The sequence below is a fragment of the Streptomyces sp. DSM 116795 genome (genome assembly GCF_055792905.1).
In genome coordinates, this window is the sequence record NZ_CM147707.1 from 1,479,346 (window position 1) to 1,499,322 (window position 19,977).

Sequence of the window (19,977 nt, forward strand, 5' to 3'; positions counted from 1 at the left end):
GGCGATCAGATCCTGTATCCGGCGCCGGGAACGGTGAGGATCACGGGCGGCTCGCCGAGCTTGCGGCGCAGCGTCATCACGGTGACTCGTACGACGTTGGTGAAGGGGTCGGTGTTCTCGTCCCAGGCCTTCTCCAGCAGCTGCTCGGCGGAGACGACGGTGCCCTCCCCGCGCATCAGCACCTCCAGCACTGCGAACTCCTTCGGGGCGAGCTGAATCTCCGAGCCGTTACGGAAGACCTCGCGCCGGTTCGGGTCGAGCCGGATGCCGGCGCGCTCCAGCACCGGCGGCAGCGGGGAGGTGGCACGGCGGCCGAGCGCCCGTACGCGCGCGACCAGTTCGGAGAACGCGAACGGCTTGGGCAGATAGTCGTCCGCACCGATCTCCAGGCCCTCGACCCGGTCGCTGACGTCGCCGGAGGCGGTGAGCATCAGCACTCTCGTGGGCAGGCCGAGTTCGACGATGCTGCGGCAGACGTCGTCGCCGTGCACGAGGGGGAGATCGCGGTCGAGGACGACGACGTCGTAGTCGTTGACGTCGATGCGTTCCTGGGCCGCTGATCCGTCGTAGACCACGTCGACTGCCATGGCTTCCCTGCGGAGCCCGGTGGCGACGGCGTCGGCGAGCAGCTGTTCGTCCTCGACGACGAGTACGCGCACGGCACCTTTTCCTTCCTGGGTGCTGAATTCCGCCCGCACACGAGCCGTGCGGCGACTTGCTGTGATGCTGCAATCCTGCCCCGTACGTCGGTAAATCGTCGGTAAGAGCCAGGTCGCCGGCGGCCCGCGAGAATTTTCGGGACTTGAGGTTTCTCTGAGGTTGCGGAGGGGGAGGACGAGGGGCACACCCCGCGATCACGCCCTGTAGGCGGCTTGCCACCCCGGCCGAGAGATCGGTCGCTCCGGCAGCCGACCGTCCAGCCAGGGAGCACCTCGTGATCATGATCGACAGAACCCTCGGCACACACCCCGTGCCACCGACCCATGACGAGGGGGCGCACCATGGACGCGTTCACTGCCGGACTTCTGCAGCGCATACAGAACACCGAGAGCGACCTCAGCCGCGCTCGTGAGTCGGGCGACGACTTCCTCGTGGACGTCGAACAGTCGGAGCTGGAAGACCTCCACCGGATCGCCGCCGAGCACGGCGTGGAGATCGGCGCCGGCTCGGTCTGAACGCCCGGCCCGCGGATTCGACCGGCCTTTCGGTTCTTCCCTTCCCCGTTCGAAGCCGCCGCCCGCACCCGACCGCATACGGACGATGAGCCCCGGGAGCCCCCCGCCCCGGGGCTCACTCATGTCCGGGCTCACTCATGACCGGGACGCCGCTGTGCGCAGGGGCAGGCTGGGCCGGGCCGTCGGAACGGCGCCGCGCGGCTCAGTCGTGCCAGGCGCCGAGGCGGTCGAGCAGCGGCTGGAGGATCTCGAAGACACCCGGCGAGGCCGCGACGGCCAGTTCGCCGTCCGGTGCCAGACCGGGGCGTCCGCCGGTACGAGCTCCCGCCTCACGCGCGATGAGGTCGCCGGCGGCCAGGTCCCAGGCGTGCAGCCCACGCTCGTAGAAGGCGTCGAGCCGCCCGGCGGCGACATCGCACAGATCGACGGCGGCAGAGCCGGAGCGGCGGATGTCGCGGACGCGGGGGATCAACTGCCGCACCAGTTCCGCCTGGGCGGCGCGGCGCTCGGCCACGTAGTTGAAGCCGGTGGCGACGAGGGCCTGGTCGAACGGGGGCGCCGGGCGGCAGCGGAGGGGCTGGGCGTTGCAGAAGGCGCCGTGGCCGAGCGCGGCACGGAAGGTCTCGCGGCGGGGCGGCGACTCGACGACGCCGATGACGGTCTCCCCTTCGAACTCGGCGGCGATGGAGACGGCCCAGCCGGGAAGCCCGTACAGGTAGTTCACAGTGCCGTCGAGTGGATCGACGATCCAGCGGACGCCGCTCGTGCCGGACGAGGACGCGCCCTCCTCGCCGAGGAAGGCGTCGTCGGGACGGCGCTCCGAGAGATATCCGGTGATCAGCTTCTCGGAGGCGAGGTCCATCTCCGTGACCACGTCCACGGAACTGGACTTGGTCGCGGAGACCTCCAGGTCCGCGGGGCGTCCGTCGTGGAGGAGGGCACCGGCGCGGTGGGCGGCCTCCAGGGCGAGTTCGAGGAGTTCGGCCTTGAGCTGGTCGACCTGGGCGCTCACGATTCTCCTTGCTCGGTGCTCTGGTCCTGCGGGTCGCGTGTGTTTCCCACCCTTGCTTCCTGCTCGGGAGGCGGCGGCCTTACGCGTGAAGTGCGCTGAGGGTGTCCGGTCGCGCTGCCTCACGCGAAGGGGCTGTCCGCTCCCGCGGCGGCGGGTTTCGCCGTACGGCCCGGGCAGCAGCCCACTGGGCACACGTCGTGGCTGGGTCCAAGGGTGCCGACAGCGCACCGTTCGGGACGCGCGCCACGCTCTGCGGCCGCGCGCTCCAGAACCAGTTCGCGTACGGCGGCCGTGAAACGCGGGTCCGCGCCGACGGTCGCGGACCGGGTCACGGGCAGCCCGAGCTCCGCGGCTTTGGCGGTGGCCTCGGTGTCGAGGTCGTAGAGGACCTCCATGTGGTCCGAGACGAAGCCGATCGGCACCATCACGGCCCCCGGCGCGCCCTGCGTGTGCAGGGTCTCCAGGTGGTCGCAGATGTCCGGCTCCAGCCACGGCACCGAAGGAGGACCGCTGCGCGACTGGTACACCAGCCGCCAGGGCCGCTCGGTGCCCGTACGCTCCGCCACGGCGGAGGCGACGAACCGGGCGGCGTCCAGATGCTGTGCGACGTACGCACCCCCGGCGCCGTGCTGCCCGGGCGGCCCCGAGGTGTCGGCGGCGGAGGTGGGAATGGAGTGGGTGGTGAAGGCGAGATGCGCGCCCTCCCGCACCCGCGCGGGCAGCGCTTCCAGCGCGGCGACGACGCCGTCGGCGACCGGCTCGACGAAGCCCGGGTGGTTGAAGAAGTGGCGCAGCTTGTCGACGCGGGGCGTCCGGACCCCCTCCGCTTCGAGGGCGGCCAGCGCCTCTGCGAGGTTCTCCCGGTACTGACGGCATCCGGAGTACGAGGCGTAGGCGCTGGTCGCGAACGTCAGCACGCGGTGCCGGCCGTCGCGCGCCATCTCGCGCAGGGTGTCGGTCAGATACGGCGCCCAGTTGCGGTTGCCCCAGTACACGGGGAGTTCGACGCCCTGCTCGGCGAAGTCCTTGCGCAGGGCGTCCATCAGCGTCCGGCACTGCGCGTTGATCGGGCTGACACCGCCGAAGAGGAAGTAGTGCTCGCCGACTTCGGCGAGGCGCTCGCGCGGGATGCCGCGCCCCCGGGTGACGTTCTCCAGGAACGGCACGACGTCGTCGGGGCCCTCCGGACCTCCGAACGACAACAGCAGCAGGGCGTCGTAGGGACGGGCACCATCGGAGGCGGAAACGCCGGCTGAGTCGTCGGCAGCGCCACCGGCATCGAGCACATCGGACATGTCCCGATCCTGCCATCCCGGGGTCTGCGGGGCGCCTCCCGGCTCCCGGCTACCCGGCTCCCGCCCCCCGTCCCGCCTCCCGCGGAACCCTCGGCCGTACGGGCCCTGGACCGTGAGTATGATCCGATGTCACCGCGAGAGGGGGCACGGCCTGATGAGCGCGCAGCCGACGAGCAGCGGCCGGAGCAGCCGGCCGGCCCAAGTGGACCGGCCGGCGAAGGGCACCCGCACGACCTGGCGCAACTGGGCCGGGAACGTCGCCATGGCCCCCGCACGCACCGTCTCGCCCTCCACCACCGGGGCGCTGGCGGAAGCGGTACGCCGCGCCGCCGAGGAAGGGCTGCGCGTCAAGGCAGTGGGCACCGGGCACTCCTTCACGGCCGCGGCGGCCACGGACGGAATGCTGATCCGGCCCGAACGCCTCGTCGGAGTCCGGGAGTTGGACCGCGACGCCGGCACGGTGACGGTCGCCGCCGGAACCTCGCTGCAGCACCTCAACGAGACGCTGGCGGCAGCCGGACTGTCGCTGACCAACATGGGCGACATCATGGAGCAGACGGCCTCCGGTGCCGTCAGCACGGGGACACACGGCACGGGCCGTACGTCGGCGTCGCTCGCGGCGCAGGTCACCGGGCTGGAGCTGGTGTGCGCGGACGGGTCGGTGCTGCGCTGCTCGGAGCGGGAGAACGCGGAGGTCTTCGCAGCGGCACGGCTCGGGCTCGGCGCCCTCGGGGTGATCAGCGAGCTGACGTTCTCCGTCGAACCGGAGTTCCTGCTGACCGCGCGCGAGGAACCGATGGCGTTCGACAGGGTCACCGGCGACTTCGATCAACTCGTGGCCGAGAACGAGCACTTCGAGTTCTACTGGTTCCCGCACACCGACAGCTGCAACACCAAGCGCAACAACCGCAGCGACGGACCGGCTGATCCGCTGCCCCGTGTGCGCGGCTGGATCGACGACGAGCTGCTCTCCAACGGCGTCTTCCAGGGCGTCTGTTCGCTGGGCGCGGCGGCACCGGCCGTGGTGCCGTCCATGGCCCGCATCGCCGGCCGGGCCCTCTCGGCCCGTACGTACACCGACATCCCCTACCGGGTCTTCACCAGCCCCCGGCGCGTGCGTTTCATCGAGATGGAGTACGCCCTGCCGCGTCAGGCGCTCGTTCCGGCGCTGCGCGAGCTGAAGCAGCTCATCGAACGCTCCCGCCTGCACGTCAGCTTCCCGGTCGAGGTGCGTACGGCGCCGGCGGACGGGATCCCGCTCTCGACGGCGCACGGACGTGAGACGGCGTACATCGCGGTGCACATGTACCGGGGCTCGCCGCACGAGGCGTACTTCACGGAGGCCGAGCGGATCATGACGGTGCACCGTGGGCGTCCGCACTGGGGCAAGATCCACTCACGGGAGGTCGCGTATCTCGCGTCGTCCTATCCGCGCTTCGCGGAATTCACCAGGGTCCGCGACAGGCTCGACCCGGATCGCGTCTTCGGCAACGACTATCTGCGGCGCGTGCTCGGCGAGTGACGGAATCCCGCACGGGTGCCGGTGGTTCGGGCCGGCGGTTCCGGCCGGCGGTTCCATTCCGGCCAGTGACTCGGCGGTGCCCCCGGGAGGTCCCCGGTGCAGCCGGGGGGAGCATGCCACCGCTCCGTTCGCCGGGGCTCTGCCTCCGTCCGCCCCCGGCGCACCCGTGCGCGTGCCGAACGGCTCGGCGGTTCGTCCGAAGTGGTCCCCGGTCCGGGGGACTTGCCGGGCCGGCCTGTCAACACCCGGCGATGGGCGATCCGTTCATAACGTGCCTCCAAGTGGGCAGTATCCGAAGGCAATGGTTCCGTTCCGGGCGGTTCTGTGACTCTGGCCACCCGTGAACGCCCCTTCAAGACCTGTCCGGGCCTCAAACCCCTTTCCCCGCGAGCAATTTGAACGGCGTGCCGGTCCACCCCCGTGGCCCTAATGGAGTAGTGTGACGAGCCCTGGCCTCGGCTCAGACCCGGCTCAGGCAGCACAGGTGACGAGGACGGTCACTATGCGTTGCGAAGTGATAACCGTGCCGCATGCGGTTCCGGGAAGGTCCCGGACGTGGGACAGGTCGGCAAGGTTGTGGCAAGCCGCACACGGGCAGGCCACACTCGTCCAGCGGGAGCAGCGACGCACGTGATGTCGGCAGGCACCACCCGGGAGGTTCACATGCCCGAACTGCGTGTCGTGGCCGTCAGCAACGACGGCACACGTCTGGTGCTCAAAGCTGCCGACAGCACGGAATACACGCTTCCGATTGACGAGCGGCTGCGCGCCGCCGTACGCAACGACCGCGCACGTCTCGGCCAGATCGAGATCGAGGTCGAGAGCCACCTGCGTCCCCGCGACATCCAGGCGCGCATACGGGCCGGTGCCTCCGCTGAGGAGGTCGCACAGCTCGCGGGCATCCCCGTCGACCGCGTACGCCGCTTCGAGGGCCCCGTACTGGCCGAGCGCGCGTTCATGGCCGAGCGCGCACGCAAGACGCCGGTCCGCCGCCCCGGGGAGAACGCCGGACCTCAGCTCGGCGAGGCCGTGGCCGAGCGGCTGCTGCTGCGCGGCGCCGACAAGGACGCGGTGCACTGGGACTCCTGGAGACGCGACGACGGCACCTGGGAAGTGCTGCTCGCCTACCGCGTGGCCGGTCAGCCGCACTCCGCGACCTGGACGTACGACCCGCCGCGCCGGCTCGTACAGGCCGTCGACGACGAGGCCCGCTCGCTCATCGGCGAGACCGACGACACCCCCGAGCCCAGCACCCCGTTCGTGCCGCGGATCGCAAGGCTCCCCAGGGAGCGCGGCGACAAGGGCGAGCGCGGCGGAGACCGCGCGGAGCTGGAGCCCGCCGGCTTCTCCGGCGGCGGCCCGTCGGGCGAAGGCGCGGACGGGGACGGCGACCAACCCGACTCGCTGACAAGCCTGTTGGAGGCCGTGCCGAACTTCCGGGGCGACATGGTCGTGCCGGAGCAGCAGGGCGCCCCTGCCTCCGCCGCTCACACCTCGTCCCCGTCGGAGACGGAGACCTCGTCCGAGGACGAGCGTGAGGCGGAAGAAGAGGAGGAGGCCGTCGAGCCTCCGGCGACGGCGGCGGGCGCCGGTTCCGCGTACGCGGACGTGCTGATGCCGCGCTCGGTCAGCGCGCACCGCGACCGGCTGAAGGGGAACACCGACCGGCAGGCCGAGGCGGACGGTGTGCGCCCCGGTCGCCGTGCCGCGGTGCCCAGTTGGGACGAGATCGTCTTCGGCACCCGCCGCAAGAAGGACTGACGGACACGCGCCCCGGCGCCGCGCGGACGCTGCGGCGGGGCGCGGGACCGTCGTCGGCGGCGGACCGGTCGGCGCGCAATCAGCGGTCGCTCATCAGCCTGGTTCCGGTCCTGTGGCGACCGGCCGGGCGGGGTCGGCCGACCATTCGCTCCAGGAGCCCGGGTACAGGACCGCGTCGATGCCCGCCTGAGCCAGGGCGAGGACCTCATGGGCCGCCGAGACGCCCGAGCCGCAGTAGACGCCGACCTCGGTCGCGTCGGTGACGCCCAACTCCCGGAATCGGTCGCGCAGTTCGCCCGGGGAACGCAGCAGCGGCGCTCCCTCGCGTTCGGCGTCCTGTACGTTCTCCGCCGTCGGCGCGGACACGGCGCCCGGGATGTGACCGCCGACCGGGTCGATCGGCTCGGCATCGCCCCGATACCGCTCGGCGGCCCGCGCGTCCAGCAGAACCCCGCGCCGGGCCAGCGCCGCCGCGCCGTCCGCGTCCAGGACGCGAAGCGCTCCCGGGCGGGCGGTGAAGTCGCCCTGCTCGGGCGTGACTTCGCCCGCCTCCAGGGGCCCGTCCCATGCGGCCAGGCCGCCGTCCAGTACCCGGACGTCGCCGTGACCGGCCCAGCGCAGCAGCCACCAGGCACGCGCCGCGGCCCAGCCCGTACCGCCGTCGTAGACGACAACGGGGCGGTCACCGGAGACGCCCGCGCGACGCATTGCCGCCTCGAAGACCTCCGGGACGGGCAGGGGATGGCGGCCCGACACGCCCGGCGGAGAGGCCAGTTCGGAGTCCAGGTCGACGTAGACGGCTCCGGGCAGATGGCCTGCCTCGTAGTCGGGCCTGCCGTCAGGGCCGCCGAGCTGCCAGCGGACGTCGAGGAGCACCGGGGGCTCGCCGGCGGCGAGTTCGTCCGCAAGAGCTGATGCGGAAGTGATGACTGTCATGCCGCCATTTTCACTCACGTGTGCGGAACAGACTGCGGCGAAAAGGGAATTACCGGCGGTGTCGGTGACTATGGCGCAACAGGTGGTGGGACCATCAGCAAGGGGCACGGAACAGGACCCGGAGCGGTCCATCTCAGACAACACACGACGCGGCCACATCGACGATGGTCACAAGGGAGACGACGCATGACGGAGTCAGTGACTCGGCACTCGCATTCGAGACAGATGCCCGGCACACCGTGCTGGGCGAGTCTGCTGGTGCGCGAGCTCGGGCGCAGCCAGGAGTTCTACCACGAGCTGTTCGGATGGGAGTTCTACACGGGTCCGGATCAACCGGGTCCCTACGTACGGGCGTTGGCAGACGGACACGAGGTGGCCGGGCTCGGCGAGATCGTGCCCGGAAGGAGTCTGAACGTCGCCTGGCTGCCGTACATGGCATGCGACGACGCCGACGCGACGGCCGGAGTGATCCGCGAACGCGGCGGCACGGTCGCCGTCGGGCCGCTGGAGGCCGACAGCGCGGGGCGGATGGCGATCGCGGCGGACACCGCGGGTGCGAGCTTCGGTGTGTGGCAGCCGGCGCCGCAGCCGGACAGTCTGAATCCGGCCACGGCGGAGGTGCCGGGCGCACCCGTCTGGTACGAACTGATCACGCGCGACTCCTCGGTGGCCGGCGTCTTCTACCCCGCGGTCTTCGGCTACGAGTCCGACGGCGGAGCCGGCGCCGGTGAGAGCGGCGGGACCACGGCGGACGGGGAGGACGGGGAGGACGACTATCTGACGCTGCACGTCGGCGGCACGCCGGTGGCGGGCATCCACGGCGTCGGGCGCGCCCTGCCACGCGACCGCGGACCGTACTGGAAGACCTACTTCGCCGTCGCCGACACCGACGCCACAGCCCGGCGCGTCCTCGAACTCGGCGGCTCCATCGTGCACTTGCCGTCCGACACCCCGCACGGACGGGTCGCCACGGCAGCCGATCCGGAAGGCGCTCAGTTCAGCGTGACCGCACACGTCTGAACGGCCGGGGTCACTGCGCCCCCGGCAACCGGTCAGCCGGTCAGCCGGTCAGCCGGGGGCACCTCTCCGGAAGACGTGCGGCGGATCGTGTGGCTACTAGCCTGCGACGATGGACGGAGTCACGGATGTGCCCGAGAGCCGCGCCCAGTCTGCGAATCCGGCACGGGTGAACGACTACGACAGTTTCGCCGAGGCGTACTCGGCGGAAACCGAGAACAACCTCGTGAACGCGTACTACGCGCGGCCCGCGATGCTGGCCCTGGCCGGGGACGTGTCCGGTCGCCGGGTCCTGGACGCCGGCTGTGGCTCAGGCCCCCTGTCCGCCGCACTGCGCGAGCGCGGTGCCGTCGTCACCGGCATCGACGCCAGCGCCGGGATGCTGGCCTTGGCCAGGCGGCGGCTGGGTGACGACGTGGCCCTGCACGTGGTCGACCTGAGCGAGCGTCTGCCGTTCGCCGACGGGGCGTTCGACGACGTGGTCGCGTCGTTGGTGCTGCACTACTTGGAGGACTGGGGGCCGACGCTGGCCGAGTTGCGGCGAGTGCTCAGACCCGGCGGCCGGCTGATCGCGTCGGTGGACCACCCTTTCGTGGCCTACACGATGCAGGATCCTCGGCCCGACTACTTCGCGACCACCAGCTATGCCTTCGACTGGACGTTCAACGGGCAGTCCGTCCCGATGAAGTTCTGGCGCAAGCCACTGCACGCGATGACCGATGCCTTCACCACCGCCGGCTTCCGTCTTTCCGCCATCAGCGAGCCGCAGCCCGACCCCGCCGCCCGCGAGTTGTTCCCCGACGACTTCCATGACCTCTCGACCAAGACCTGCTTCCTGTTCTTCGTCGTAGAGGTACCGCCGTCGGATTCCGCCGGACAGGCCCTAGAACCGGACAGGCCCTAGAAGACGTGGGGCGTGGCGGGGGCGTCGATGGGCAGCACGTCCGGGGAGAGCGCCCCGGCCCGCGCCGCCGCCGAGGTCAGCCGGCGGCGGTGATGGCGGCGGCAGAGCACCTCATAGCCGACTTCGCCCGTCGGATCGCCGACGTCGCCGACGACGACCTGCGCCCCCTCGACGACCATCTTCCCGCCGACCGTACGGGCGTTGTGCGTGGCCCGCGCGCCGCACCAGCACAGCGCCTCGACCTGCAGCACCTCGATGCGGTCGGCCAGTTCCATCAGCCGCTGGGAGCCCGGGAAGAGCCTTGTCCGGAAGTCCGTCGCGATGCCGAAGGCGAATACGTCCATGCCCAAGTCATCGACGATGCGGGCCAGTTGGTCGATCTGTTCCGGCGTGAGGAACTGCGCCTCGTCCACGATGACGTAGTCAGTGCGGCCGCCCGCCGTCAGATGCTTGACGAGGTGGGAGTGGAAGTCGAAGCCGTCCCGCGCCTCGACGGCGTCGGTCACCAGACCGAGCCGGGAAGACAGCCGCCCCTCCCCCGCGCGGTCGTTGCGCGTGAAGATCATGCCCTGCAGGCCGCGCGTGGAACGGTTGTGCTCGATCTGGAGAGCGAGTGTCGACTTTCCGCAGTCCATCGTTCCGGAGAAGAACACCAGCTCTGGCATGGGGACGTCGGCCTTTCTGCGCGGGCGGGCAGGGCGTGTGCACCTCGTACGGGCCGGTCCGGCCTGCGTACGGGCGCTACGGCTACGTACGGACTTCGAGGAGCGGGACGAGCTGTTCGGCGGAGGTGGCCGAGCCGTGCATGCCGATGAGCGCGGACTCCTTCGGCTCGCGTTCGGTGGCCACCACGGCGGCGTCCCCGCTCATCGCGGCCACCACGTCACCGATACGGGCGTGCACGCGATCGTCGATCCGCGGCCCGAACCACCCCAGTTCCACGGCCTCTTCGCGGGTGGCCACCCATGCGTGGCCGGCGAGCACCTCGCGCCACACCGACGCCACGTCGCGGGCGGCCCCGGGAACGGCGTAGAGATGGCGCATCCGGCCCTCGCCGCCGAGCTGGGCGACACCGGCGCTCAGTTCCCAGTCCTCGTCGACGTCGAAACGTGCCTGCGGTGTCGTCGGCACGTCGACCATGCCGTGGTCGGCGGTGATGTACAGCGCCGAGCGGGGCGGCAGTTGCTCGGCGAGCCGCTGGGCGAGCCGGTCGACGTACATCAACTGGCCGCGCCAGGCGTCCGAGTCGATTCCGTACCGGTGACCGTGGCCGTCGAGTTCGGCGTAGTACGTGTAGACGAGCGTGCGGTCCGCGGCGGCGAGCCTTTCGGCGGCCCGGTCCATGCGGTCCTCGGCGCTGAGCACTCCGAAGAACGTGCCCCCCGACAGGGCGACGCGCGTGAGCGGCGTCTGCTCGAAGTGCGGCGCGGAGACCTGGCTGGCGGTGATTCCGGCGGTGTCGGCGAGCTGGAAGACCGTCGGATACGGCTGCCACACGTGCGGCTCCGTCCAGGGCTGCCAGCGCAGCTGGTTCATCAGCCTGCCGGTGTCCGGGTCGAGGGCCGTATAGCCCGGCAGCCCGTGCATCCCAGGGGGCAGGCCCGTACCGACGGAGGCCAGCGAAGTCGCGGTCGTGGAGGGGAAACCGGCGGTCAGGGCGGTGCCCGTGCCGCCGAGGGAGGTGTCCAGAAGCGACGTGAGGAACGGCGTCTCCTCCGGGTGCGCCCGCAGCGCCTCCCAGCCGAGGCCGTCGACGAGGAACACACAGGCACGGTCGGCCGGCTCCAGCCGCAGCCCGGTCGGCAGCCCTTCCAGCCCTTGGGCGGTGACGACGGCGGGCAGCAGGTCCGACAGCGACGCCTGTCCGTAGCGGGGTACGGGGGCGGTGCGCGGATCGAGCGGCAGCGGTTCCTGCGGATTCTCGGTGGCGGCCTGTGCCATCAGGAAGGGGTCACCGTCGCCTCTGAGAGCGCCTGCGCGAAGGCGAGGGTCTGGCGCACGGTGTCCGGCCCGTCGGCGGCCTCGCTGACCCGCAGCGAGAGGTCGTCGGCCGTGGAGGAGCCCGTATAGCCGTGATCCGCCTCGCAGTTGGGGTCCCCGCAGGTGGCGGGCTCCATGTCGAGCCGGGAGACGGCGCCCCAGCCGATGGTGAGCACGACCTCGCGGGGCAGGGTGCCGGGCGTGTAGGACTCCGGGTCGGCGACGACGCGGGAGAGCACGACGGACGAGATGCGCTGGATCTTCACCGACTCCGTGGACGTCGTCGCATACGGGGAGGACGAGGTGCCGTCCGCGGGCTGCTCGTCGGTGTGGCTGACGAGGAAGCGCGTGCCGGTGAGGACGAGGACCGTGACGTGACGACGCACCTCGTTGGAGTCGAACGTCGTCTCCTGGTGTACGAGGTAGGAAGTGACGGGCTCGCCGCCCACCGCCGCCTCGACGGCCTCGCCAACGAGGGTCGGGTAGTAGCCGCTGCGCTCGATCGCCTCACGCAGCCCCTGGGTCGTCGTACCGGTCTTCGCCATGCGGGCCATCCTACGGGCCCGCGGACTCTCAGTAAGCGGGCAGGCTGCGGCGGCCCAGGTCCGTCTGCGGCGACGGCTCGGCGACGCGGACGGCCGCGCCGAGAACCGTGTGTCCGCGGGGGGCGACGACGACGGGCTCCAGGTCGACGGCGACGATCTCGGGACGGTCGTGCAGGAGGCGGGAGACCCGCAGCAGCAGGCCTTCCAGGGACTCGACGTCCACGGGCTGGGTGCCGCGCCAGCCGAACAGTATCGGAGCGCTGCGAATGGTGCGTACCAGTTCCGCGGCGTCCTTGTCGGTGACGGGCACGAGCCGGTGCGCCACGTCTTCGAGCAGCTCGGACGGCGTCCCCGCGAGGCCGAAGGAGATCACGGCCCCGATGGACGGATCGACCGCGGCCCTGATGACGGTGTCGATGCCGCGCGGCGCCATGGCCTGCACGACGGGGCGCAGTTCGGCGGGATCGCCGAGTGCGTCCGTGAGCTCCGCGTAGTCGCGGCGCAGTTCGGTCTTCGAGGAGATGTCCAGGCGTACGCCGCCGAGATCGGGGCGGTGGCGCAGATGCGGGGCCGTGGTCTTGAGGGCGACCGGGTAGCCGAGGCGGCGTGCCGCGGCGGCGGCATCGTCGGGGCTGAGCGCGGGCAGGGTGGGCTGGACCTCGATGCCGTAGCAGGAGAGCAGGTCCGCTGCGTCGCCGGAACTGAGAGTGATGCTCCGGTCCGGTTCCGCCGTGAGGGCCGCCGGTACGGAGGTGGGACGGGCCTCCCCGGCATGCCCTTCTGCTGCGGGGCGGGCGGCTCCGGCTGCGGTGTCGGCCCCGTCCTCGGCCTCGGCTCCGGCCCCGGTTCCGGCCCCGTCCTCGGCCTCGGCTCCGGCCCCGTCCTCGTCGGCTGCCGGGGCGGCGTCCTGCGGCTGGTCTGCCTCCTGTGCCTGCTCCGCCGCGTCCGCCGCCGCACGCTCCAGCAGCGCGGCGGCCGCCGTCTCGTCGGCCTCGAACTCCGGTACCCGGCCCGGGTTCTCCGCCTCGCGGCGCCAGCTCGCGTAGTGCGCCGCCTCCGAGAGGGCGCGCACCGCCCGTTCGGGAGCGGGATAGGAGGGGATGCCGCGTTCGGCGAGGGCCTTCTCCAGGCCCTCGATGGCCAGATGTACGACGGTCACGGGCTTCTCCGCGCCCTCGGATGCCTCGCGCAGGGCCTCCGCCAGCTCGGCGGCGAGGCTCTCGCCGACCCACGGGATGACGGTGACGACGACCGCGTCGGTCTCCGGGTCGTCGAGGGCGTCGCGCACGGCCCGCCGGTACTCCCCCGGCGTCGCGGACGTACCCAGGTCGCGCACCGGCTGCGGCCGCAGCTCTCCGGCGAGAGCGGCGTCGTACGAGAGCAGCCCGAGCGACTCGGCGTTGCCGAGGATTGCGGTGCGCGGCCCCGCCGGGAGCGGCTGGGAGACGAGCAGGGCGCCCGCGTCCAGCAGTTCGGTGACCGTGTCGACCATGACGACGCCGGCCTGCCGGAGCAGCGTGGTGACGGTCGCCACCGGCGTACGGGCGACCGGCGCGGCATGACCCGCGGGCGGTGCGCTCCCGCTGTGCCGCGCGCCCTTGACGACGACGACCGGCTTGCGGGCGGCGATGCGCCTGGCCAGCCGGGTGAACTTCCGCGGGTTGCCGATCGATTCGAGGTACAGCAGCGTGACGTCCGTGTCGGGATCGTCGTCCCAGTGCTGGAGTACGTCGTTGCCCGAGACGTCCGCGCGGTTGCCCGCGGAGACGAAGCTGGACAGCCCGATGCCGCGCTGGTGGAGGCCGGCCAGCAGCGCGATGCCGATCGCGCCGGACTGCGTGAACAGGCCGACCCTGCCCCGCCCCGGCATCTCGGGCGAGAGCGTCGCGTTGAGCCGCACGTCCGGAGCGGTGTTCATCAGTCCGAAGGCGTTCGGGCCGATGACGCGGGTGCCGTACGAGCGGGCGAGCCGCACGAGTTCGCGTTGCTCGGCACGGCTGAAGTCGGCGGTGAGCACGACCAGTCCCTGCACACCCGCCTCCCCGCACTCCCGCGCGAGCGCATGCACCTGGTCCGCGGGAACGGCGACGACGGCCAGATCGAGGTGCTCGGGCACGTCCCTTACGGAGCGGAACGCGGAGACGCCGCCGAGCTCGCCGCCGTCCTCGGGAAGCTCGCGGTTGACCGCGTACACCCGGCCCGTGAAGCCGCCGGTGTGCAGGCTCTCCAGGACCCGCCGTCCGGCACCCCGCGGCGAGCGGCTCGCGCCGATCACCGCGACCGAACCGGGTGCGAGCAGCCGCTCCACGGAGCGGCCCTCCGCGCGCTGTTCGCGTGCGCTCATGACCGCGAGCGAGCGCTCGGTCGGTTCGAGGTCGAAGGTGAGATGGACGGAGCCGTCCTCGAAGCTGCGGTGCTGCGAGTAGCCCGCGTCGGTGAACACCTTGATCATCTTGGTGTTGGCGGGCAGCACTTCGGCGATGAAGCGCTGGATGCCGCGCTCACGTGCGACGGCGGCGATGTGCTCCAGCAGCGCGGAGGCGACGCCGCGCCCCTGCTGGTCGTCGCGTACGAGGAAGGCCACTTCCGCCTGTGCGGACTCCTCGCCGGAGGAGGCCGTGGCTGCACGCCCGCTGTCGTCGACGCGGTCGTAGCGGACCGTTGCGATGAACTCGCCCCCGACGGTGGCGGCAAGGCCCACGCGGTCGACGTAGTCGTGGTGCGTGAAGCGGCGCACGTCACGGTCCGAGAGACGCGGGTAGGGCGCGAAGAAGCGGTAGTACTTGGATTCGTCGGATACGCGTTCGTAGAAGTCGACGAGGCGCCCGGCGTCGTCCGGGGTGATGGGCCTGATCAGTGCGGTGCCGCCGTCGCGGAGCACCACGTCGGCCTCCCAGTGCGCCGGGTACGAACGCTCCCCAGGGGTACGCATGGAGATCAGGGTACGGCCGTACCGGCGGGCACGGCCCCGGACATCCGGCAGCGCACGTCAAGGGGGTGCGGCTGTCGGCCGGGAGAGGCATGCGAGACTTGTTCCGGCCGGACGCAAGCACGATTCGAAGGGCAACAACCATGGTAGAGCGCCGCGTCACCGTCGGGTGGGCGGAGGGCTTGCACGCCCGTCCTGCTTCGATCTTCTGCCGCGCGGCGGCTGCGGCCGGTGTTCCCGTCACCGTCAAGAAGGGCGACGACGGCACCCCGGTCAATGCGGCGTCGATGCTCGGCGTCCTGGGCCTGGGCGCGGAGGCCGGTGAGGTGATCGTGCTGGCGTCGGACGCAGTGGAGGCCGAGGGCGCGCTGGAGCGTCTGGCCACGCTGGTCTCCGAGGGCCTGGAGGAACTGCCCGAGACCGTCTGACGTCCCCTCTACGCGGATAGCGTCCGGTTCATACGGATCCGGCACCCGGCCACACATCCGGACAGACGATGCCGGACAGCCACACATCCGGACAGCCACACGAAGCCCCCGGCCGCCAGGTGCGGCCGGGGGCTTCGTCGTGCTCCGTGCGACGGACGCCGCCCGACTGCGTCAGAGGTCGACGCCGTGCTTGCGGAGGTAGGCGACCGGATCCATGTCCGAGCCGTAGTCGGCGCCCGTACGGGCCTCGAAGTGCAGATGCGGACCTGTCGTGTTCCCGGTTGAGCCCGAGAGCGCGATCTTCTGGCCTGCCTTGACCGTCTGGCCGGCCGAGACGCTGACCGACGACAGATGACCGTACTGGGTGTGGGTGCCGTCCCGGTGCTTGATGACGACACTGTTGCCGAACGAGCCGTCGCTGCCTGCCTCGACGACCTCGCCGGACGCGACCGACCGCACCTCGGTGCCCTCGCCGGCCTGGAAGTCGACGCCGGTGTGGCTGCCGGAGGACCACAGCCCGCCCGAGCTCTGGTACGGGGTGGACAGAGAGGCGTCCTCCAGCGGGGCGACGTAGGCGTTGAGCTTCGCCCGCTTCTTCGCCCTCGCGGCCCGCTCGGCCTTCTCCTTGGCTTCGCGCTCGCGCTCGGCCTTCTCGGCGGCGGCCTTGCGCTTGGCCTCGTTCGCGGCCTTCGCCTGGGCGGCGGCCTCCTTCTGGACCACGGCCTGTTCGCTGACGGTCTGGGCTATCGAGTCGCCGAATCCGACGGCACGGCTGAGGCCGGTGTCGTGCGCGGCGCCGGAGCCGGCATCGCGACCGGCATCGTCACGGGTCTCCTGGACGGTCTTCTCAGCGGAACCGCTCGCTGCCTGCGTCTGCTGGCCGGTCTCGGCCAGCGCGGGGGTCGCGAGCGTTCCGACGACGCCGACGGTCAGGCCGGCTATGCCTGCGGCCTTCGCACGTCGACTCTTGGGGCGGGTACGGCGGTGCGTCCCGGTGGCACGGATGAACGCCATGGGGTGGCGTGACTCCTTTCCCTCCTTCTCGCCTACCGGGTCTGCCTCCTGCCTGCATGAGTCCGCGCAGGGTCGCGCACGGGGCTCCGCGCATCGCTGCGGCGGAACGCCCGGCGGTATCCAGCGGGAATCCGGCGGGAGGGGCCCCCAGTCGGTTCGGAGCAGGAAGGTCTCCTACGGTCCGCAGCGGAGCGGACCGATTCACCCCACCCCCTCCTCCGCCGTACCGTTTCCGGTCCGGCTGGGAGAGGACCCTCTGCGCCTTCGCGGCGCGGCGAGGGAAGAGCCCCCGGCTCTCCCTGTGTACGTCGTCGTACGGGAGACTCGGCGAAGCCGAACGTCGGCCGCGGTCGCGGTCACTTCTGACGAACAGCCGGATCGACGCTAAACGGGACATCTGCCAACGGCCAAACCAAACCCTTGATTTGTCGCACAGCCCACACTACGGACCGGGGCACTTCCTCCCAGTCCGGACATAAGGACCGTCTCTCACCGGCCATTCGGCGGGACAGCACAGCGCCCCGGTTCACGCTCTGTGTGAACCGGGGCGCCTGTTCCTGGCCGTGTTCCTGGCTGTGTTGGCGGTGTTGGCGGTGCTGGCGGTGTTCTTGGCCGCACCGTCCTGGCGGCGTTTGAGCCGGGCGGCTCTCTCAGCCGCCGGTCACCACCTTGACCTCGCCGATCCCCAACTCCCGTACGGGATCGGCGATCTGGGAGGCGTCGCCGACGAGCACCGTCACCAGCCTGTCCGGCGGGAAGGCCGCCACGACGGCGGCCGTGGCCTCGACCGTGCCGGTACGGGCCAGCTCCGCGTAGACGTTCGCCTGGTAGTCGTCGGGTAGTTGCTGCTCGACCTGCTCCGCGAGGGTGTCGGCGACGGCGGCAGCCGTCTCGTACTTCAGCGGTGCGACGCCCACCAGGTTCTGCACGGCGACGTCGCGCTCGTCGTCCGTGAGCCCCTCGGCGGCAAGGGTGCGCAGCACGTGCCAGAGATCGGCGAGGGCCGGGCCGGTGACGTCCGTGGCGACCGAGCCGGAGACCGCCAGCAGCGCCGCGCCCGTGCCCTCGGCGGTGGAGCGCAGGACCTGCCCGAAGGCGCGCACACCGTAGGTGTAGCCCTTCTCCTCGCGCAGCACGCGGTCCAGCCGGGAGGTGAGGGTGCCGCCCAGGCAGTACGTGCCCAGGACCTGCGCAGGCCAGACGCGGTCGTGCCGGTCGGGCCCGATGCGGCCGATCAGCAGCTGCGTCTGCACCGCGCCCGGACGGTCGACGATGATCACGCGCCCGGTGTCGTCGGCGGTGATGGGGGCCGCCTGCCGCGGCTCGGCCGCCGGCCCCGTCCAGGCGCCCAGGGTGTCGGTCAGCACCGCGTCCAGGTCGACGCCCTCAAGGTCGCCGACCACGACGGCGGTGGCCGTGGCGGGCCGTACGTGCGCGTCGTAGAAGGCGCGGACCGCCGCCGCGTCGATACGGGCGACCGTCTCCTCCGTGCCCTGCCGCGGACGGGACATCCGGGCGGTGGCCGGATACAGCTCCTTCGCGAGCTCCTTGGCGGCACGCCGCGTCGGGTTGGCCAGCTCGTGCGGGATCTCGTCCAGGCGGTTGCCGACGAGACGTTCGATCTCGCTCTCCGGGAAGGCGGGTGCGCGCAGCGCGTCGGCGAACAGGCCGAGCGCCTTGCGCAGCCGGGAGGCGGGAACCTCCAGCGAGGCGCGCACGGCCGCGTGGTCGGCGTATGCGTCGATGGAGGCTCCGCAGCTCTCCAGCTCGTCGGCGAAGGCCTCGGCGTCGAGCTTGTCCGTGCCCTCGGAGAAGGCGCGAGCCATGATCGTCGCCACGCCGTCGAGGCCGGCCGGCTCGGCGTCCAGCGGCGCCTGCAGCGTGACTTCGACGGCGACGACCTGCTGGCCCGGGCGGTGACAGCGCAGCACCGTGAGCCCGTTGCCGAGCACGCCGCGGTCCGGTGCGGGGAAGGCCCAGGGCTTGGGCTGACCGCCGCTGGGCCGCGGGTGGAACTCCATCTGCCTGCCCTGCGCCTGTGAGGTGCCTGCCGGGGCGGTCTGCGGGTTCGGGGCGTCGCTCACTGGCCGGGCTCCTCGGTCTCGTGGGTCTCGTCGTCGCCGGCGGCGGCCTGCTCGGTGGGCTCGGTGGGCTCGTACACGAGCACCGCACGGTTGTCCGGACGTAGCTGCGCGGCGGCCACCTCGCGCACCTCCTCAGCGGTGATGTCCAGGACGCGCTGCACGGCGGTCAGGGCGAGCTGGGGGTCGCCGAACAGCACCGCGTAGCGGCAGAGTTCGTCGGCGCGGCCGCCCACGGTGGCGAGCCTGTCGAGCCACTCGCGCTCCAACTGGGCCTGGGCGCGCTCCATCTCCTCCGGCGTCGGGCCCTCCTCCGCGAAACGCCGCAGCTCGTCGTCGACGGCCGCCTCGATCTCGGTCACCTCGACGCCGCCGGACGCCTTGACGTCCAGCCAGCCGAGGGAGGGCGCACCCGCGAGCCGCAGCAGCCCGAACCCGGCGCCGACCGCGAGCCTGTCGCGGCGCACCAGGCGCTTGTTGATGCGGGAGGACTCGCCGCCGCCGAGCGCGGTCAGCGCCAGGTCCGCGGCGTCGCACTCGCGCGTGCCGTCGTGCGGCAGCCGGTAGGCGGCCATCAACGCCCGGGACGGCACCTCCTCTTCGACGATCTCGCGCATCTGCTCGCCGATGACGTCCGGCAGAGTGCCGTCCCGCGGCGGCTTCTTGCCCTCGTGGCCCGGGACGGAGCCGAAGTACTTCTCGATCCAGCCGAGTGTCCGCTCCGTGTCGATGTCGCCGACGACGGTCAGCACGGCGTTGTTCGGCGCGTAGTACGTACGGAAGAACTCCCGGGCGTCCTCCAGCGATGCCGCGTCCAGGTCGGCCATCGAGCCGATCGGGGTGTGGTGGTACGGGTGGCCCTCCGGGTAGGCCATGGCCGTGAGCTTCTCGAACGCGGTGCCGTAGGGCACGTTGTCGTAGCGCTGGCGGCGCTCGTTCTTGACCACGTCGCGCTGGTTCTCCATGGACTCGTCGTCCAGGGCGGTCAGCAGGGAGCCCATGCGGTCCGCCTCCAGCCAGAGCGCGAGCTCCAACTCGTGGGCGGGCATGGTCTCGTAGTAGTTCGTACGCTCGAAGCTCGTGGAGCCGTTGAGCGAGCCGCCGGCGCCCTGCACCAGCTCGAAGTGCCCGTTGCCCTGCACCTGCGCGGAGCCCTGGAACATCAGGTGCTCGAAGAGGTGGGCGAGCCCGGTGCGGCCGGCGACCTCGTGCCGGGAACCGACGTCGTACCAGAGACAGACCGCTGCGACCGGAGTGAGATGGTCCTCGGAGAGCACCACGCGCAGGCCGTTGGCCAGCCGGTGCTCAGTCGCTGTCAGCCCGCCGGTGGCCGGCGGGGGCGTGGCAGTGTGACCCATGGGCATGGAGTCCCTTCGAT

Annotated in this window: 17 protein-coding genes; 6 read left to right on the forward strand and 11 right to left on the reverse strand. The window is 71.6% G+C overall.

The window, feature by feature from the left end; genetic code table 11:
* Positions 1-5: 5 nt before the first annotated feature.
* Positions 6-659, reverse strand: coding sequence for a response regulator transcription factor (locus ACSMXX_RS06340; RefSeq protein ID WP_473183058.1), 654 nt, complete (start codon positions 657-659; stop codon positions 6-8).
* Between the two features lie 342 nt (positions 660-1,001).
* Between ACSMXX_RS06340 and ACSMXX_RS06345 the strand changes: the two genes are divergently transcribed.
* Complete coding sequence (locus ACSMXX_RS06345) at positions 1,002-1,175, forward strand: hypothetical protein (RefSeq protein WP_171904292.1); 174 nt, start codon at positions 1,002-1,004, stop codon at positions 1,173-1,175.
* A 202-nt stretch (positions 1,176-1,377) separates the two neighbouring features.
* Here ACSMXX_RS06345 and ACSMXX_RS06350 read toward each other — a convergent pair whose 3' ends face one another.
* Both ACSMXX_RS06350 and ACSMXX_RS06355 read right to left on the reverse strand, forming a co-directional pair.
* Complete coding sequence (locus ACSMXX_RS06350) at positions 1,378-2,187, reverse strand: inositol monophosphatase family protein (protein ID WP_473183059.1); 810 nt, start codon at positions 2,185-2,187, stop codon at positions 1,378-1,380.
* Positions 2,188-2,306: 119 nt separating this feature from the next.
* On the reverse strand, positions 2,307-3,482 hold the full coding sequence (locus ACSMXX_RS06355) for a ferrochelatase (RefSeq protein ID WP_473183060.1): 1,176 nt from the start codon (positions 3,480-3,482) through the stop codon (positions 2,307-2,309).
* A 154-nt stretch (positions 3,483-3,636) separates the two neighbouring features.
* Here ACSMXX_RS06355 and ACSMXX_RS06360 point away from each other — a divergent pair, with 154 nt between their 5' ends.
* Complete coding sequence (locus ACSMXX_RS06360) at positions 3,637-5,004, forward strand: D-arabinono-1,4-lactone oxidase (protein WP_473183061.1); 1,368 nt, start codon at positions 3,637-3,639, stop codon at positions 5,002-5,004.
* 663 nt (positions 5,005-5,667) lie between these two features.
* Positions 5,668-6,765 (forward strand): septation protein SepH, encoded by a 1,098-nt coding sequence (gene sepH, locus ACSMXX_RS06365; protein WP_473183062.1) that lies wholly within the window; start codon positions 5,668-5,670, stop codon positions 6,763-6,765.
* 93 nt (positions 6,766-6,858) lie between these two features.
* Here sepH and ACSMXX_RS06370 read toward each other — a convergent pair whose 3' ends face one another.
* Entirely contained in the window at positions 6,859-7,701 is an 843-nt protein-coding gene (locus ACSMXX_RS06370) for a sulfurtransferase (RefSeq protein ID WP_473183063.1), read from the reverse strand.
* 225 nt (positions 7,702-7,926) lie between these two features.
* Here ACSMXX_RS06370 and ACSMXX_RS06375 point away from each other — a divergent pair, with 225 nt between their 5' ends.
* The gene (locus ACSMXX_RS06375) at positions 7,927-8,721 is read left to right on the forward strand and encodes a VOC family protein (RefSeq protein ID WP_473183064.1); all 795 of its coding nucleotides are present in this window, start codon (positions 7,927-7,929) and stop codon (positions 8,719-8,721) included.
* 109 nt (positions 8,722-8,830) lie between these two features.
* Entirely contained in the window at positions 8,831-9,622 is a 792-nt protein-coding gene (locus tag ACSMXX_RS06380; protein WP_473183065.1) for a class I SAM-dependent methyltransferase, read from the forward strand.
* On the opposite strand, the gene ACSMXX_RS06385 is transcribed toward ACSMXX_RS06380, so the two are convergent.
* The 4 genes from ACSMXX_RS06385 to ACSMXX_RS06400 all read right to left on the reverse strand — a co-directional run bounded on the left by ACSMXX_RS06385 (position 9,619) and on the right by ACSMXX_RS06400 (position 15,079).
* Positions 9,619-10,287 (reverse strand): thymidine kinase, encoded by a 669-nt coding sequence (locus tag ACSMXX_RS06385; protein ID WP_473183066.1) that lies wholly within the window; start codon positions 10,285-10,287, stop codon positions 9,619-9,621. The genes ACSMXX_RS06380 and ACSMXX_RS06385 overlap by 4 nt on opposite strands.
* A gap of 82 nt (positions 10,288-10,369) precedes the next feature.
* Positions 10,370-11,563, reverse strand: coding sequence for an alkaline phosphatase family protein (locus ACSMXX_RS06390; protein ID WP_473183067.1), 1,194 nt, complete (start codon positions 11,561-11,563; stop codon positions 10,370-10,372).
* The gene (locus ACSMXX_RS06395; RefSeq protein WP_070011286.1) at positions 11,563-12,147 is read right to left on the reverse strand and encodes a DUF5998 family protein; all 585 of its coding nucleotides are present in this window, start codon (positions 12,145-12,147) and stop codon (positions 11,563-11,565) included. Before ACSMXX_RS06395 ends, ACSMXX_RS06390 begins: the two co-directional genes overlap by 1 nt.
* 28 nt (positions 12,148-12,175) lie before the next feature.
* Entirely contained in the window at positions 12,176-15,079 is a 2,904-nt protein-coding gene (locus ACSMXX_RS06400; RefSeq protein ID WP_473183068.1) for a bifunctional acetate--CoA ligase family protein/GNAT family N-acetyltransferase, read from the reverse strand.
* A 140-nt stretch (positions 15,080-15,219) separates the two neighbouring features.
* Here ACSMXX_RS06400 and ACSMXX_RS06405 point away from each other — a divergent pair, with 140 nt between their 5' ends.
* Positions 15,220-15,504, forward strand: a complete 285-nt coding sequence (locus ACSMXX_RS06405; protein ID WP_473183069.1) for an HPr family phosphocarrier protein — start codon at positions 15,220-15,222, stop codon at positions 15,502-15,504.
* 171 nt (positions 15,505-15,675) lie between these two features.
* On the opposite strand, the gene ACSMXX_RS06410 is transcribed toward ACSMXX_RS06405, so the two are convergent.
* The 3 genes from ACSMXX_RS06410 to ACSMXX_RS06420 all read right to left on the reverse strand — a co-directional run bounded on the left by ACSMXX_RS06410 (position 15,676) and on the right by ACSMXX_RS06420 (position 19,963).
* A complete protein-coding gene (locus tag ACSMXX_RS06410) occupies positions 15,676-16,518 on the reverse strand; it encodes a M23 family metallopeptidase (protein WP_473183070.1) in 843 nt (280 codons plus the stop codon).
* A 650-nt stretch (positions 16,519-17,168) separates the two neighbouring features.
* A complete protein-coding gene (locus ACSMXX_RS06415) occupies positions 17,169-18,539 on the reverse strand; it encodes a M16 family metallopeptidase (protein WP_473184663.1) in 1,371 nt (456 codons plus the stop codon).
* A 59-nt stretch (positions 18,540-18,598) separates the two neighbouring features.
* Positions 18,599-19,963: a M16 family metallopeptidase gene (locus tag ACSMXX_RS06420; RefSeq protein WP_473183071.1), complete on the reverse strand. Its 1,365-nt coding sequence runs from the start codon at positions 19,961-19,963 to the stop codon at positions 18,599-18,601.
* Positions 19,964-19,977: the final 14 nt, after the last annotated feature.

What these genes read in the sequence shown, in the direction of transcription:
- ACSMXX_RS06345 (WP_171904292.1), top strand. Translation starts at nt 1,002, where the DNA reads ATGGACGCGTTCACTGCCGGACTTCTGCAGCGCATACAGAACACCGAG.
- ACSMXX_RS06355 (WP_473183060.1), bottom strand. Translation starts at nt 3,482, where the DNA reads ATGTCCGATGTGCTCGATGCCGGTGGCGCTGCCGACGACTCAGCCGGC.
- ACSMXX_RS06360 (WP_473183061.1), top strand. Translation starts at nt 3,637, where the DNA reads ATGAGCGCGCAGCCGACGAGCAGCGGCCGGAGCAGCCGGCCGGCCCAA.
- sepH (WP_473183062.1), top strand. Translation starts at nt 5,668, where the DNA reads ATGCCCGAACTGCGTGTCGTGGCCGTCAGCAACGACGGCACACGTCTG.
- ACSMXX_RS06370 (WP_473183063.1), bottom strand. Translation starts at nt 7,701, where the DNA reads ATGACAGTCATCACTTCCGCATCAGCTCTTGCGGACGAACTCGCCGCC.
- ACSMXX_RS06375 (WP_473183064.1), top strand. Translation starts at nt 7,927, where the DNA reads ATGCCCGGCACACCGTGCTGGGCGAGTCTGCTGGTGCGCGAGCTCGGG.
- ACSMXX_RS06380 (WP_473183065.1), top strand. Translation starts at nt 8,831, where the DNA reads ATGGACGGAGTCACGGATGTGCCCGAGAGCCGCGCCCAGTCTGCGAAT.
- ACSMXX_RS06385 (WP_473183066.1), bottom strand. Translation starts at nt 10,287, where the DNA reads ATGCCAGAGCTGGTGTTCTTCTCCGGAACGATGGACTGCGGAAAGTCG.
- ACSMXX_RS06390 (WP_473183067.1), bottom strand. Translation starts at nt 11,563, where the DNA reads ATGGCACAGGCCGCCACCGAGAATCCGCAGGAACCGCTGCCGCTCGAT.
- ACSMXX_RS06395 (WP_070011286.1), bottom strand. Translation starts at nt 12,147, where the DNA reads ATGGCGAAGACCGGTACGACGACCCAGGGGCTGCGTGAGGCGATCGAG.
- ACSMXX_RS06400 (WP_473183068.1), bottom strand. Translation starts at nt 15,079, where the DNA reads ATGCGTACCCCTGGGGAGCGTTCGTACCCGGCGCACTGGGAGGCCGAC.
- ACSMXX_RS06405 (WP_473183069.1), top strand. Translation starts at nt 15,220, where the DNA reads ATGGTAGAGCGCCGCGTCACCGTCGGGTGGGCGGAGGGCTTGCACGCC.
- ACSMXX_RS06410 (WP_473183070.1), bottom strand. Translation starts at nt 16,518, where the DNA reads ATGGCGTTCATCCGTGCCACCGGGACGCACCGCCGTACCCGCCCCAAG.
- ACSMXX_RS06415 (WP_473184663.1), bottom strand. Translation starts at nt 18,539, where the DNA reads ATGGAGTTCCACCCGCGGCCCAGCGGCGGTCAGCCCAAGCCCTGGGCC.
- ACSMXX_RS06420 (WP_473183071.1), bottom strand. Translation starts at nt 19,963, where the DNA reads ATGCCCATGGGTCACACTGCCACGCCCCCGCCGGCCACCGGCGGGCTG.